Raw genomic sequence first — 13,130 nt, 5'->3', positions numbered from 1 at the left:
TGCCGGTGTCGCGACCCTCGCGACCACCACGACCGCCCTACCGCCCTACCGCCGGAACACTCGAACGCCCCGCCGCCCGAACGCCCGAACACCCGACCTCCGCTCAGGTGGTGCGGTACGTGCGCGCCGCCTTGGAGGAGACCCCGCCGAGCTTTCCGGAGGGCAGCACCCGGGCGATCGCGACAGCGAGCTTGTACCGCTTGCTCGGCACCGAGAGCGACCGCCCCCGCGCCAGGTCGCGCATGGCCTCGTCGACGACCCGCTCGGCGGAGAGCCAGCCCCAGGCCGGGATGTTCCCGGTGCCCATGCCGGCCCGCTCGTGGAACTCGGTCCGGGTGAAGCCGGGGCAGAGCGCCATCATCCGCACACCGGTGCCGCCGAGGTCCCGCATCACCCCCTGGGTGAAGCTCACCACCCACGCCTTGCTCGCCCCGTACGTGCCGCGCGGGAGGAACGCCGCCACCGAGGCGACGTTGACGACGGCGCCGCGCCCGCGCTCGCGCATCCCGGGCAGGGCGGCCGTGGTCAGCCGCAGGATCGCCTCGATGTGCACCTTCAGCATGTCCAGTTCGTCCTGGAGCGGCACGGTCGAGAACGCCCCCCTGTTCCCGAAGCCGGCGTTGTTCACCAGGAGGTCCACCGGGCGGGCGGCGTCGGCGAGCCGGGCCTCGACGGCCGCGATGCCGTCGTCGGTCGCGAGGTCGGCGGTGAGCACCTCCGTCGCGACGCCGAACCTCGCCGTCAGGTCGGCGGCGGAACGCTCCAGCCGCTCGGTGTCCCGGGCCACCAGGACGAGTTGGTAGCCGCTCCGGGCGAGCCGACGGGCGAACGCGGCTCCGATGCCGGCGGTCGCGCCGGTGATCAAGGCAGTGGTGGTCATGGACCCGACCGTACCTACTCGCGGGTATCCGGCGGTACTGCGGCGGGGCGCGAGGGTGACCCCGTCCGGACGGTCGTCACGGAGCGTACTGCGGTGGCGCCCAATGGTTCGCGCTCGTATCGTCTGTCGAGGGGGCATCGCCGGACCAGGCGGTGAAGATCCGATGAGGAGGCACACCTGATGCTTGCTCAGCACCTGACCGGAAGGGCCCCGGCTCCGCTCGCGACCCGGGCCGAACTCGACGCACTCGGTGCGCTGATGGTGGAGGACGAGGCTGTCGTCAGCGACGCGCCCACGTACCGTCCGGAAGCCGCTGCGCTGCTGCTGGTGGGACTCGCGCTCCTGCTGTCCCCGAAGCAGCCCAAGGAGAAGACCCGGTAGCCGGAGCCGTCCGGTTCGGGCCACGCGCGGAGTCTCGCGGCCCCACGGCTCACCGGCCCGGCCGGAGCCGCGAAGTGACGGGCCGGGGTCGCAGGCCATGAGCCCGGGCCCGGCGGAACCGCCGACACGCGGACGCGCCACCCGCACGGGGACGCACCGCCGTCGCACGGGCCCGCCAGCGCCCTGAGACACCGCGACACCCCCTCAAGGAGAATCACGCAACCATGCCAACCGCCGATCTCTCGCTACGCGACGAGTACGCCGCAGCGGTCGAGCGGCTGGCGGGCCGCACCCTCGACGCCCTCCGGGGTGTCGAGGGTGCGGTCGCGCTCGCCGATTCCGACTCCGCCCCCAACGCCGGCACCGCGCCGCGCCCGGTCCTCGCCGCCGCCCGGGTACTCGGGCCCGACCTGCTCGCCCCGCGGCTGCTCGGCTCGGCCGCCCCCGACGAACAGGCGGTTCTACTCCTGGCCGAGGCCCTCCTCGCCTTCCCGCCCGCCGCACTCCCCGCAGGACCCGACCGGCTCGGCCCCGACGGAAACGTCCGGGGCGACCGGGGCGACCAGAGCCGGGACGGTCAGAGCCGGAACGACCGGGGCCAGGACGACCCAGGCCCGGACGGACTCGGCCCCGACGCAACCGCCGTCGTCACCGCCTGGCGGGACTGGGCGGCCGGCGTCCTGCTGAGCCGGGCGCTCACGTCCACCGACGACCTCGCCCTCCTCCCCGGCGCCGGCGTGGACCTGGCCCCGCCGCAGCCGGACCGCGTCCCGCGGCTCGAACCGCACACCTGGCAGGCCTGGTCGGTCCGGATGGCCCAGCTCTCGGCGCTCGCCCTCCCGGAGCTCGACGGCCCCGTCCACGACGCCGCCCGCGAGAACACCCTCGCGCTGGCCCGCGGCGCCGTCCGCTCGATGCTCCGGCGCGACCACCGGGTCGCCGCGCGGCTGACCCGCTGGCTCGCCTGGGCCGCCGCCGACGGCCGGCCGGTACCGCTTGAGATCGCCCCCGTGCTGGAGCGGATCCAGGTCGTCGGTGACGGCAGCGCCCGCACCGCGCTCGAACTCGCCATCGCGGACGCCATGCTGAGCGGAGCCCTGACATGACCGAGCATCAGATCCTGGCCACCGCGCAGCAGATCGGCTCGCGTGCGATGGCCTGGCTGCACGCCTCCCACGAGATCGGTTTCGGCAAGCTCTCCGACAACATCACCATCGACCTCGCCGACCCCAACAACGCCTACAAGCCCCTCGGCGAATGCGCGCTGGCTGCTTCACTCGTCCTGCGCGACGGCGTCACCGGCCCGCACGACGCCCGGATCGCCCGCGAGCTGCTGGACTTCGGCTGGACCCAGCTCCGGGACGGGAACCTGCTGTACGAACGGCAGTTGCGCCACCTGGTGATGACCGATCCGCTGGAGACGTACGTCCACTTCGCGCGGGCCGGCTACCGGCACCCCCCGATGGACGAACTGCTGGAGTCGCTCGCCAAACTGCGGGCCGTCCAGGTCGCCGAGATCCTGCCCAGCCGGCGGCTCGCCGTCGCCAACGCGCGCCGCGTGGTGGGCCTGCGCAACCAGCCCGACGACTGGGCCGCGCTCGCCGCCGGGACCTGGCTCGGCGCCACCCCCGAGCCGTGGGCGGTCGACTGGATGACCGGCTACGACATCACCCACACCGTCTTCCACATCACCGACTGGGGCGCCAGGCCCGAGAACCTGCCCGAGCCGATGCGCGACTACGTCCGCGCCTGGCTGCCCGTCTGGGTCGACATCTGGCTGGAGGTCGGCCAGTGGGACCTCGTCGGGGAGCTGCTGGTGGTCGACTCCTGCATCGGCGAACCGGTCACCGGGGCGCAGGGCTGGGAGGCGCTCGCCGCCGTCCAGCGCGAGGACGGGCTGATCCCGCGCGACAACTCCGAACCCGTCTCGGACGACCCCGAGCAGGCCTTCCGCGACCACGAGCACACCGCCGTCGTCGCGGTGGTGGCCGGGACCGTCACGCTGTCGCGCGCCCTCGGCGGCGCCGCGGTCGCGGCCTGAGCGCGATGACCGGCCCGGACGTCGCGCGCACCGGCCCGGACGCCGCACGGAACGACCCGCCCGCGGATGCCCGGCGGGCGTCCGCCGGGCGGGGCGCCGCGGGCGGCGGGGCCGGCGGGGACAGCACGGACTGCACGGACGCCCCGGGCGCCCCGGACGCCCTGGGCGACACGGGCGACACGGGCGACACGGGCGACACGGAAGCCCCGGACGTCCTCGACGGTCCGGGTGCGGAGCAGGCGGCCCGGCTCGTCCGGGCCGCGGCGCCGTACGCCACCGCCGTGACCCTGGCCGTGGCGCGCGGCGACCGGACCGCCGTCCACTGCCACGGCCGGACCTCCCTCGACGGGGAGCCCTGCACACCCGACACCGTCTTCGAACTCGGCTCGGTCACCAAGACGTTCACCGCACTGATGCTCGCCGTGATGGCCGAGCGCGGCGAACTCGCCCTGGACGACCCGCTGGAGCGGCACCTCCCACCGGGCTGGCAGCCACCCGACGTCCGGCGCGGCGCTCCGGTCCGGCTGCTGCACCTGGCCACCCACACCTCCGGCCTGCCCAGGCTCCCGCCCGGACTGCTCACGACCGCGCTCCCCGCCTGGACCAGCAACCCGTACGCCGGTTACGACGAACGGCGGCTCCGTGCGGGCCTGGCCCGAACCACCGTGCGCCAGCGGCCCGGTGAGCGGTTCGGCTACTCGAACTACGGGGTCGGCCTGCTCGGTCGGCTGCTCGCCGAGACCGGCCGCACCGGGTACGCCGAACTGCTCGCCGACCGCCTCTGCCGCCCGCTCGGCCTGCGCGCCACCACCTGCTCCCCCGACGCCCCGCACCGCGCGACCGGCCACCGGCGCGGTCACCCGCTCCCCCCCTGGCGCATCCCCGGCCTCCCCGGCGCCGGCGCGGTCCGGGCCAGCGGCGCCGACCTGTTGCACTACCTGAGCGCCCACCTGGCCCCGGACGACGGCGAGTTGGGCCGCGCCCTGCGGGACGTCCAGCGTCCACGGCTGCGGCTGCCGCGCTCGGCCGACCAGCTCGGCCTGGTCTGGAACCGGCGAAGGACCGCGGACGGCCGCGACCTCCTCTTCCACTCCGGCGCCACCCGCGGGTTCACCGCCCTCGTCGGATTCTGCCCCCGGACCGCGACGGCGGTCGCCGCCCTCACCAACACCGGCCCGTCACTCGACGGGCGCTTCGTCCAGACGGCCTACGACATCCTGAAGGAGCTGGCCGAACCGACGGGTTGAGACACCCCGGAGAGCCGTCGGGGAGTGGTCGGGGCGTAGCCGGCGTACGGGCGGACACTCGAAGGACACTCGGCGGCCGGGCCGCGGCCCGGCCGGCCCCGCGAGGTGGGGCCGGGGCCGACCGGGAGGGTGGGGGTCAGTGCCGCTCGGAGCCGGCCGCCGTGTCGGCCGCCCCGCCCGCGCCGACGGGGCGCAGACGGGAGGCGGCGGTGGCCGCGAGCTGCGGGGCGAGACGGGCGACGTCCCGCGAACCGACCGCCGCGATCAGGGACGGCAGCATCCAGCGGACCGGCTGCATGCCGCGGAGCCACGCCTGCGCGTAGACGTGGGCCGAACGCCGGGCGATGCCCGCGACCAGGCGGTCCACGGCCGGCTCCAGCGGATAGGTCTTGTTGGCCGGCCACGGCAGACGGTCCCGCATCTGCTTGAGGACGGTGTCCTCGTCGGCGCCGCGCACCATGTCCGTGTCGGTCCAACTCAGGTAGCCGACACCGACCTTGACGCCCTGGTGGGCGACCTCGGCGCGGATCGCGTGGGCGAAGGCCTCGACACCGGACTTGCTCGCGCAGTACGCGCTCATCAGCGGCGCCGGGGTGAGCGCGGCCAGCGAGGCGATCTGCAGCAGGTAGCCGCGGCTCTCGGCGAGCGCGGGGAGGAAGGCCCGGGCGGTGGCCACGCTGCCGAGCAGGTTCACCTCGATGACCCGGCTGAACGCCCGGTGGTCGCTGTCCAGCAGCGGGCCGCCGATGGCGATGCCGGCATTGGCGACGACCGTGTCGATCCGGCCGTAGTGCTCCTTGATCCTGCCGGCGACCTCGGTGAGCGCCTCCACGTCGGTGACGTCGGCCCCCCAGGCGGTGGCGGCGGGCCCGCACTGCGCGGCGACGGCCTTGAGTTCGGCGGGCTCCAGGCCGACCAGGGCGACCTTGGCGCCGCGCCGGGCAAGGTTGCGGGCGAGGGAGGCGCCCACGCCGCGGGCGGCTCCGGTGACGACGGCGACCTGGGCGGAGAGCGGCGGGGTGGCGGTCATGCGACGGCGGTCCTCTCGGGGCTGGCGGTACCGGTGGCGGACGCGGACTCCGCGGCAGCGGTGGCGGACTCCACGACAGCGGCAGCGGCAGCGGCGGCGGGCGCGGGCGCGGACTCCGCGAAAGTGGTGGCGGGCGCGGGCACGGCCGTGCCGGGCAGGTGGGCCGCGGCGAGCCGGTCGATCTCGGCGGCCACCTCGGCAGGCTGTTCGAGCGGCGCCATGTGGCCGACACCGGGCAGCAGGAGCAACCCCTGCGGATCGGCCAGCGCGGCGACGATCCGGTGCGCGTGCACCGGCGGGGTGAGCCGGTCGTCGGTGCCCACGACGACCGCCGTCGGCACGGCGAGCCGGGCCAGCCCGGCGCGGACGTCCAGCCGGTCCAGCACCAGGGCCCAGTTGGCCCGGACCGCGGTCGGGCACGCGTGCACGATCCGGGCGGTCACCTCGGCCCGCTCGACGGGCGAACCGGCGCCCATCGTCCCGTACTTGAGAGCCGCCCGGCTGACCGGGCCGACCGGCCCCAGCGGCAGCCGGGACCGCAGGATCCGGCGGTGCAGGAAGCGCCGCAGCCCCGGGGAACGCACCACGTCCGGTACGACGCGCAGTTCGGCGACCAGGTCGGACGGGCCGGTGGAGATCAGGACGGCGGCGGCCGTCCGTCCGGCGACCTCCGGCCGGCCCGCGGCGGCCATGATGGTCATGCCGCCCATGCTGTGGCCGGCCAGGACGGCCCGCTCACCCTCCGGGACGGTCCCGGCGAGCACGGCGGAGAGGTCCTCGGCGAGCGCGCGGGTGGAGTAGCGGACCCGGCTGGGCGGGACCTCGCTGCGCCCGTGGCCGCGCTGGTCGTAGGCGACCACCCGGTACCGGTCGGCCAAGCGGTGGATCACGGGGGCCCAGAAGCGGGTGGAGCAGGTCCAGCCGTGCGCGAGCACGATCGTCGGCGCACCGGGCTGTCCGTACACCTCGACGTGCAGCCGGGTGCCGTCGGCGGAGCGGACCTCCGACTCCTCGGTGGGGACGGGCAGCAGGCAGTCGGCGGGAATCGTCGGGCGGCTCATACCAGGACCTCCTCGGCCTCGGTGGTGGTCGTGCCGGCGGCGCCGGCCCGGCGCAGGATCAGCTCGTACTCGGTCAGGTCGACCCGGCGGGTGGCGCGGCGGAAGGAGCTGGTGGATCCGGGCCAGAGCACGGTGTTCGTGCCGTTCCGGTCCAGGTACCAGCTGCGGCAGCCGCCGGTGGTCCACACGGTGCGGTCCATCCGGTGCTGGAGTTCGAGGTTCCAGCGGCGCTGTGCCCGGGCGGTGGGCTGCATGGCGGCGGCGCCGACCGAGCCGAGCGCGGTCAACGCGTCGACCAGGTAGTTGAGCTGGGACTCGATCATCAGGATCATCGAGCTGTTGCCGAGGCCGGTGTTGGGGCCGATGACGAAGAACAGGTTCGGGAAGCCGTGGACGGTGGAGCCGCGCAGCGCCTGCGCCCCGTCCTTCCACTCCTCGGCCAGGCTGGTGCCGTTCACCCCGAACACCCGGGCGGCGACGGGGATGTCGGTGACGTGGAAGCCGGTGCCGAAGACGATGGCGTCGACCTCGTGCTCGCTGCCGTCCGCCGCGACCAGGGTGGACCCGCGCACCTCGCTCAGGCCCGAGGAGACCACCTCGGTGTTGGCGGCGGCGAGCGCCGGGTAGTAGGTGTTGCTGAGCAGGATCCGCTTGCAGCCGATCCGGTAGTCGGGCGTGAGCCTGGCGCGCAGGGCCGGGTCGGCGACGCCGTCGGCGATGTGCCGTTCGGCGAGCCGCTGGACCACCTTGAGCAGGCCGGGCCGCCGGACGAAGGCGTCGACCTGGATCTCGCGGAGGGCGAAGAGCGCGCCGCGCCGGAGCTTCGCGGTGAGCGGCAGCCGGGCGTGCAGCCGCTTCTCCAGCTCGGTGATCTCGCGGTCACGCCGGGGCAGGACCCAGGCCGGGGTGCGCTGAAAGACCGTCAGGCTTCCCACCTGCGGCTGGATCGCGGGGATGATCTGGGCGGCGGAGGCGCCGGTGCCGACCATCGCGACGCGTCGGCCGGAGAGTCGGTAGTCGTGGTCCCAGCGGGAGGAGTGGAAGACCTTGCCGGGGAAGGTGTCCAGACCGGGCAGATCGGGGATCTGCGGGTCGGCGAGCGGACCGGCGGCGGCGACGACGGCGTCGGCGGTCCACCGGCCGGCCGTGGTGGCGATCCGCCAGAGGAACTGCTCGGCATCCCAACGCGCCTCGGTGACTTCGGTGTTGAAGCGCAGGTGCGGGCGGATGCCGAAGACGTCGGTGACCTTCTCCAGGTACGCGCGGATGTCCGGCTGGCCGGAGAAGCTGCGCGGCCATTCGGGGTTGGGGGCGAAGGAGAAGGAGTAGAGGTGGGACGGCACGTCGCAGGCGCAACCGGGGTAGCTGTTGTCGCGCCAGGTGCCGCCGACCGAGTCGGCACGTTCCAGGATGACGAAGTCGGTGATGCCGGCACGGCGCAGCCGGACGCCGGCACCGAGGCCCCCGAAGCCGGAGCCGATGACGGCGACCCGGACGTGGGGGACGTGGGGCTCCTCGACCGGGGCGGCTTCGTCGGTAGCGCCGGGGCGGGGGCGCTTGCTGCTGGATGCCATGCGGCGTCCTCCTGGGGGTGGGGGCCGTGAGGGTGCGTGCTGCCACTGCTCGGCGGGGCGCCGTTCGCGCCGATCGTGCCACGCGAACCTTGAACGCCGATCGAGCCCAACCGCGCCAGCAATCACTGGCACGATTGGCAGGGTAGCCCTTGCTGACAGCCGATGGAAGAAGCGCGACCACTCCGGTTCGGCGACCGCCCGTCCTATGCTGATCGCCGTGGACAAGGTCAGCGCAACCGCCGAGGACAGACAACGCGAGTTCCGGGTGGAGGAACTGGCCAATGCCGCCGGCATCACCACCCGCACCCTGCGTTTCTACCGCGAACGGAAGCTGCTCCAGCCACCGCGCCGGGAGGGGCGGATCGCCTGGTACGGCGAGGCCCACCTGGCGCGGCTGCGCATGATCGCCGAGCTGCTGGAGCGCGGCCACACCCTGGGCGGCATCGCCGAACTGATCGGCGCCGGGGAGAGCGGGCGGGACGTGGCCGAGCTGATCGGCCTGGAGGCGGCGATCGTCGCCCCCTGGTCGGACGAGGCGCCGGTGCACCTGGACTGGGAGGAGTTGAAGGCGGCCTTCGGCGACCAGCTCACCGAGGAGAACACCGCCGAGTCCGTCGCCCAGGGCTTCGTCACCGTCGAGGAGGACGGGATCACGCACGTCAGCCGGCGGCTGATGGACGCCACGACGGCGCTGGTCGCGGAGGGCGTGCCGCTCTCCGTCGTCCTGGAGGCCAGTCGGCGGACCCAGGAGCACGTGACCGCGATCGCCGAGATCTTCACCGCACTGGTCCGCGAGCAGTTCCTGGGCGCGCTCACCGAGGATGCCCCGCTGCCGCCGGGCGAGGCGGCCCGGCTGACCGAACAGATACTCCGGGTCCGACCGCTCGCCCGAACGGTCACGGACGCCCAGTTCGCGCTCGCGATGGACCGGCGGGTGCAAGCCGAGTACGACGTGCTGCTGCGCCAGCGGCTGGAGCAGCGGGAGGACGACTGACAGCTGGCAAACGGCGGATGACAGGTGTCGAGATCTGTCAGCTGTCAGCTGTTGTCCGTCGGCCGCTGTGCGTCGGCCGTCGGCCGCCGGCACCGTCGCGCGAGGCGTAACGGTCGGCCTCCCCGGGCAGGGATGGGGCGCCTCGCCGCCTGCCGGAACGGAGTCGCCCGATGCCCGATGCCGCCGCTCGCACCCTCACCCGCCGCACCCTGTTCACCCTCGCCTCCGGGCTCGCGCTCGCCGCCTGCGGGTCCGGCGGGTCGAGTGGGTCCGGCGGGTCCGGCGAGTCGAACCGGCCGAGCGGGTCGAGCGGACCGGGTTCGCCGTCCGGCGCACCCAGGGTCGTCCGGCACGCGCGTGGGGAGAGCACCGTCCCGGCCCGCGCCGCCCGCGTGGTCGTGCTGGACACCGACGCCCTCGACTCGGCGGTCACCCTCGGCCTCACGCCGGTCGGCGCCACCACGGCCGCCGTCGGCGCCCCGCTCTCCGCCTACCTGCCCGCCGACCGCCTGGCCGGGGTCAGGACCGTCGGCACCATCGGCGCCCCCAACCTGGAGGCCATCGTCGCGCTGCGCCCCGACCTCATCCTGAGCAACCAGGTCCGCGACGACAAGCGGTACGACGAGCTGTCCAAGATCGCACCGACCGTCCTGAGCAAGACCACCGGCCCCGCCTGGAAGGAGAACGTCCGGCTGCACGCCGAGGCGCTGGGCAGGCAGTCGGAGGCCGCCGCCGCGGAGGAGGCGTACCGGGCGAAGGTGCGCGAGCTGGTCACCGCACTCGGCGGCGCGGAGAAGGCGGCCGCGCTCAAGGTCGAGATGGCGCGCTTCCTGGCCGGCGCCCCCACCCGGCTCTACCTCAACGACACCTTCGTGGGCTCGCTGTTCAAGGACCTCGGTGTCGGCCGGCCCGCCAACCAGGACAAGCCCGGCTTCTCGATCGAGATCAGCCCCGAACAGGTCGACCAGGCCGCGGCCGACGTCATCTTCTTCTCCGTCTACGGGGACCGCGCGAAGTCCGACCACGCGAAGATCGTCACGGGCTCGCTCTGGAGCGGCCTCGACGCGGTGCGCAACGGCAAGGTCTACGAGGTGGACGACAACCTCTGGATGCTCGGCATCGGCTACACCGGCGCGGGCCTGGTCCTCGACCAGATCCGCCGGAACCTCGCCGGCTGACCGGCCTCGGTCGGCCCACCGAACGGGCCGGGCCGGACCGGACCGGACCGGCTGAGCATCTCGCGGGCCCGGCCCCGCGGCCCAGCCGGCCAGGACGCCGGCACACCCCGCCTGCCGGCGTACGGTCCGGAAACGCAGTGACCGGGACCGGGACCGGGCCTACCATCCGTTCATGATCGAAGGTAAGGCAGTGAGGCTGCGCGCACTGCGTGCAGAGGACGCGGAGCACCAGCTCCGGTGGCGCAACGACCCGGAGGTGGTGCGCTGGGCGGCGGCCGGCGACCCGCGCTTCGGGCCGACCACCGCCGAGGCACTGGCGGAGCGCTTCGGCCGGATCCTGCGGCTCGACCCTCGCGAGACCGCCATGTTCACCGTCGAGGAGACGGCTGGTGGTCGCGTCATCGGCCTCGTCGACTACCGGGCGCTCGACCCGTACGAGGGGGTCGTCGAGGTCGGGGTCGCCATCGGCGAGCAGGAGTTCTGGGGCCGCGGATACGGGTCGGAGGCCCTCGGGCTGCTGGTGGACCACCTGTTCGGCGCGTTCCCGTTGCACCGGATGGAGCTGGACACCTGGAGCGGCAACGAGCGCGCCGCCCGGGCGTTCACCCGCCTCGGCTTCCAGGAGGAGGGGCGGCGCCGGGACGCGGTGCTGCTGGACGGCGCCCGGTACGACCGGCTGCTGTTCGGCATGCTCCGTGCCGAGTGGGAGGAGCGGCGGCGTCAGCGTGCCTCCGACGGCCGGGGGTCGAGGAACTCCACCGTGATGTAGGCCCCGTCCGGTGGCGGGGCGGTCCAGGACGGGTTGGCGAAGGTGTGCAGCCGGCCCTCGGCGAGCGCGAACCGGGGCAGACTCACGCCGAACTCGGCGGCGAGTTCGGCGAGGACGTCGCGCTCACCCTGTCGCCCGTGGGCGGCGGGGCCGAAGTGCCGGTCCGGGTCGAGGGCGGCCGGTACCGTCTCCCGGCCGGTGCGGACGGTGCGGACGGCGTCCGGACCGTAGGCGGTGCGGCCGGCGTCCGGCCGGCGGACGGTGAAGCCGTAGCGCTCCTCGCCGCGCTCGGCCACCGAGAGGTGGAAGAACCCGTCCTCGGGGTCGACCCGGACCGCCACCGCGCGCCCGCCCGTCCGGCCCGAGACGGCCGCTGCGGGGGAGGCGAAGTGGTGCGTGCCGACCCACGACGGCCACAGGTCGAAGGCGAAGCTCCAAGGGGACGCGCCGGCACCCGCGCGGCCGACGGCGGCGGTGGCCCGATCGGCGACCGGCACGGACCTGTCGCCCGGCGGCCGGTGGACGACGGGGTCCCAGCGGCTCGTCGGCGGACCGAGCTCGGCGCCCGCCCCGGCCAGGAGGGCGGGCAGCGCGTCCGGCGTGACGCCCTCGACCAGGACGAAACGGTAGGGCTCGGGCCGGCCGTCGAACCTCGGCCCCGACGCCAGCCAGGCGAGCCCGTCGGTCTCCGCCGCCGGCCCCTCCGCCGTTGCCCACTCCCCCGCCGGCCGAGGCGCGTCCACGCCGCCACCCCGCGGGGTCGCCAGCAGCTCGCGTCCCCGTTCCGGGGTGAGCAGCGGTCCGAGCAGCGGGTCGGCGAGCAGGCCGAGCGGCGCGAGGTGGTCCGGCGCGAGCGGCGTCCACTGCGGCAGCGCCGCGAGCAGCGTCCGCCAGGCGGCCTCCGTCCCGCCCCAGCGCGCCTGCTCCCGCGCCCGTTCGACGGCCGCGCCGAACGGACCGGACGCGGTGTAGCGGAAGGTGCGCTCCCTCACCTGCCGGAGCACCTCGTCGGCTTCGGCGCGAAGGTCCCCGGAGTGGATCCCGACCCGGTGCCCCCAGGTCGAGTCGTCACGGCCCTCGGCCACGTGGTCGGCCGCGAGCACCGCCGCCATCTCACCGAGGAGCCGGGGATCGTGCGGCAGCGCGCCGTACGTCCCGCGGTGCCGCTCTCCCCGGAGGCGGCGCAGTTGGTCGTACAGACCGGCGGCGCGCGGCCTGCCGAAGCCGACGGCCTCCGCCAGCGCCGCCCCCGCCCGCTCGTGGGCCCCGGCCGCCGCGTCCAGCCGGGCGGTCTCCACCCTCGCGTCCTGGGCGCGGGTGGTGGCGTTGCGGAACGCCTCGCCGTGCCTGCCGACCGCGAGCTGGTGGAACTCCCGGTGCATCGCCTCCATGAACGCCCGGAACGAGCCGTACCGCTCCGGCGGCGTCCCCCGCCACGAACTGTGGCAGTACACCGCCCACTCGCCGTCCGCGTCCTGGTCCCCCGGGTCGAGCAGGACCAGCGTCACGTCGGATTCGACGTCCAGTTGGAGGGCCCGCTCCCACATCCCCGCCAGCCCGTCCTCGTCCCAGTACTCGCCGAGTCCGAAGCCGTCGAGGTGCCACCGCGCGTCGTCGGTGCCGGCGAGGCGGTAGACGAACCCGCCGGCGTGCCGCCACCCGTCGCTGACGGCCAGGAACTCGCGGTACGACGGCGGAAGGGTGCAGCCCAGCTCCGCCTCCGTGACCGCGATCCGCTCCTCGGGGGCCGGGTCGAAGCCTAGCCGGCGCGTCCGCACGAGGTCGTCGTCACCCGGCCGACGCTCGGCCGGGTCGGCGGGCACGTCGGCCCACTCCTCACTCCAGCGGGTGAGGAAGGAGCTCCAGTCGAAGGTCGGCTCGGTCATGGAGGCGATCCTCTCAGGAGCCACCGACAGGTCCGGCGGGTGCCGGGACGGCCCCGTCCGACACGCTTCCCGGGGCCCCCGGCCGGGAG

General features: G+C 74.8%; 12 protein-coding genes. 7 read left to right on the top strand and 5 right to left on the bottom strand.

What is annotated here, in order from left to right; genetic code table 11:
* Window positions 1-103 precede the first annotated feature (103 nt).
* On the bottom strand, window positions 104-880 hold the full coding sequence (locus AC067J_RS10975) for an SDR family NAD(P)-dependent oxidoreductase (RefSeq protein WP_478297770.1): 777 nt from the start codon (window positions 878-880) through the stop codon (window positions 104-106).
* A 180-nt stretch (window positions 881-1,060) separates the two neighbouring features.
* Between AC067J_RS10975 and AC067J_RS10970 the strand changes: the two genes are divergently transcribed.
* The 4 genes from AC067J_RS10970 to AC067J_RS10955 all read left to right on the top strand — a co-directional run bounded on the left by AC067J_RS10970 (window position 1,061) and on the right by AC067J_RS10955 (window position 4,549).
* The gene (locus tag AC067J_RS10970; RefSeq protein ID WP_329880560.1) at window positions 1,061-1,261 is read left to right on the top strand and encodes a hypothetical protein; all 201 of its coding nucleotides are present in this window, start codon (window positions 1,061-1,063) and stop codon (window positions 1,259-1,261) included.
* A gap of 224 nt (window positions 1,262-1,485) precedes the next feature.
* A complete protein-coding gene (locus AC067J_RS10965; RefSeq protein ID WP_478297769.1) occupies window positions 1,486-2,367 on the top strand; it encodes a hypothetical protein in 882 nt (293 codons plus the stop codon).
* Complete coding sequence (locus AC067J_RS10960; protein WP_478297767.1) at window positions 2,364-3,302, top strand: DUF6895 family protein; 939 nt, start codon at window positions 2,364-2,366, stop codon at window positions 3,300-3,302. Before AC067J_RS10965 ends, AC067J_RS10960 begins: the two co-directional genes overlap by 4 nt.
* A gap of 5 nt (window positions 3,303-3,307) precedes the next feature.
* On the top strand, window positions 3,308-4,549 hold the full coding sequence (locus AC067J_RS10955; RefSeq protein WP_478297765.1) for a serine hydrolase domain-containing protein: 1,242 nt from the start codon (window positions 3,308-3,310) through the stop codon (window positions 4,547-4,549).
* Window positions 4,550-4,685: 136 nt separating this feature from the next.
* On the opposite strand, the gene AC067J_RS10950 is transcribed toward AC067J_RS10955, so the two are convergent.
* Genes AC067J_RS10950 through AC067J_RS10940 form a run of 3 tightly spaced genes read right to left on the bottom strand, consistent with a single transcriptional unit; the run spans window position 4,686 to window position 8,214 of the window.
* Window positions 4,686-5,579, bottom strand: coding sequence for an SDR family oxidoreductase (locus AC067J_RS10950; protein ID WP_478297763.1), 894 nt, complete (start codon window positions 5,577-5,579; stop codon window positions 4,686-4,688).
* Complete coding sequence (locus AC067J_RS10945) at window positions 5,576-6,640, bottom strand: alpha/beta fold hydrolase (protein WP_478297761.1); 1,065 nt, start codon at window positions 6,638-6,640, stop codon at window positions 5,576-5,578. Before AC067J_RS10945 ends, AC067J_RS10950 begins: the two co-directional genes overlap by 4 nt.
* Entirely contained in the window at window positions 6,637-8,214 is a 1,578-nt protein-coding gene (locus AC067J_RS10940; protein ID WP_478297759.1) for a flavin-containing monooxygenase, read from the bottom strand. Before AC067J_RS10940 ends, AC067J_RS10945 begins: the two co-directional genes overlap by 4 nt.
* Window positions 8,215-8,431: 217 nt before the next feature.
* Here AC067J_RS10940 and AC067J_RS10935 point away from each other — a divergent pair, with 217 nt between their 5' ends.
* The 3 genes from AC067J_RS10935 to AC067J_RS10925 all read left to right on the top strand — a co-directional run bounded on the left by AC067J_RS10935 (window position 8,432) and on the right by AC067J_RS10925 (window position 11,155).
* The gene (locus AC067J_RS10935) at window positions 8,432-9,208 is read left to right on the top strand and encodes a MerR family transcriptional regulator (RefSeq protein ID WP_478297758.1); all 777 of its coding nucleotides are present in this window, start codon (window positions 8,432-8,434) and stop codon (window positions 9,206-9,208) included.
* A gap of 170 nt (window positions 9,209-9,378) precedes the next feature.
* The gene (locus tag AC067J_RS10930; protein ID WP_478297756.1) at window positions 9,379-10,386 is read left to right on the top strand and encodes an ABC transporter substrate-binding protein; all 1,008 of its coding nucleotides are present in this window, start codon (window positions 9,379-9,381) and stop codon (window positions 10,384-10,386) included.
* A gap of 172 nt (window positions 10,387-10,558) precedes the next feature.
* Entirely contained in the window at window positions 10,559-11,155 is a 597-nt protein-coding gene (locus AC067J_RS10925) for a GNAT family N-acetyltransferase (protein ID WP_478297755.1), read from the top strand.
* Here AC067J_RS10925 and AC067J_RS10920 read toward each other — a convergent pair.
* Window positions 11,107-13,041, bottom strand: a complete 1,935-nt coding sequence (locus AC067J_RS10920) for an SMI1/KNR4 family protein (RefSeq protein ID WP_478297753.1) — start codon at window positions 13,039-13,041, stop codon at window positions 11,107-11,109. The genes AC067J_RS10925 and AC067J_RS10920 overlap by 49 nt on opposite strands.
* Window positions 13,042-13,130 lie beyond the last annotated feature (89 nt).

It is taken from the genome of Kitasatospora sp. NPDC042419, assembly GCF_056437345.1.
The sequence above is the reverse complement of the archived record's forward strand: the minus strand, read 5'-3'. Positions and strand labels throughout refer to the sequence as shown.

Bases quoted from the DNA above. Each gene is read 5' to 3' on its own strand.
- AC067J_RS10950 (WP_478297763.1), bottom strand. From the start codon at position 5,579: ATGACCGCCACCCCGCCGCTCTCCGCCCAGGTCGCCGTCGTCACCGGA.
- AC067J_RS10930 (WP_478297756.1), top strand. From the start codon at position 9,379: ATGCCCGATGCCGCCGCTCGCACCCTCACCCGCCGCACCCTGTTCACC.
- AC067J_RS10925 (WP_478297755.1), top strand. From the start codon at position 10,559: ATGATCGAAGGTAAGGCAGTGAGGCTGCGCGCACTGCGTGCAGAGGAC.
- AC067J_RS10920 (WP_478297753.1), bottom strand. From the start codon at position 13,041: ATGACCGAGCCGACCTTCGACTGGAGCTCCTTCCTCACCCGCTGGAGT.
- AC067J_RS10945 (WP_478297761.1), bottom strand. From the start codon at position 6,640: ATGAGCCGCCCGACGATTCCCGCCGACTGCCTGCTGCCCGTCCCCACC.
- AC067J_RS10965 (WP_478297769.1), top strand. From the start codon at position 1,486: ATGCCAACCGCCGATCTCTCGCTACGCGACGAGTACGCCGCAGCGGTC.
- AC067J_RS10960 (WP_478297767.1), top strand. From the start codon at position 2,364: ATGACCGAGCATCAGATCCTGGCCACCGCGCAGCAGATCGGCTCGCGT.
- AC067J_RS10940 (WP_478297759.1), bottom strand. From the start codon at position 8,214: ATGGCATCCAGCAGCAAGCGCCCCCGCCCCGGCGCTACCGACGAAGCC.
- AC067J_RS10970 (WP_329880560.1), top strand. From the start codon at position 1,061: ATGCTTGCTCAGCACCTGACCGGAAGGGCCCCGGCTCCGCTCGCGACC.
- AC067J_RS10975 (WP_478297770.1), bottom strand. From the start codon at position 880: ATGACCACCACTGCCTTGATCACCGGCGCGACCGCCGGCATCGGAGCC.
- AC067J_RS10955 (WP_478297765.1), top strand. From the start codon at position 3,308: ATGACCGGCCCGGACGTCGCGCGCACCGGCCCGGACGCCGCACGGAAC.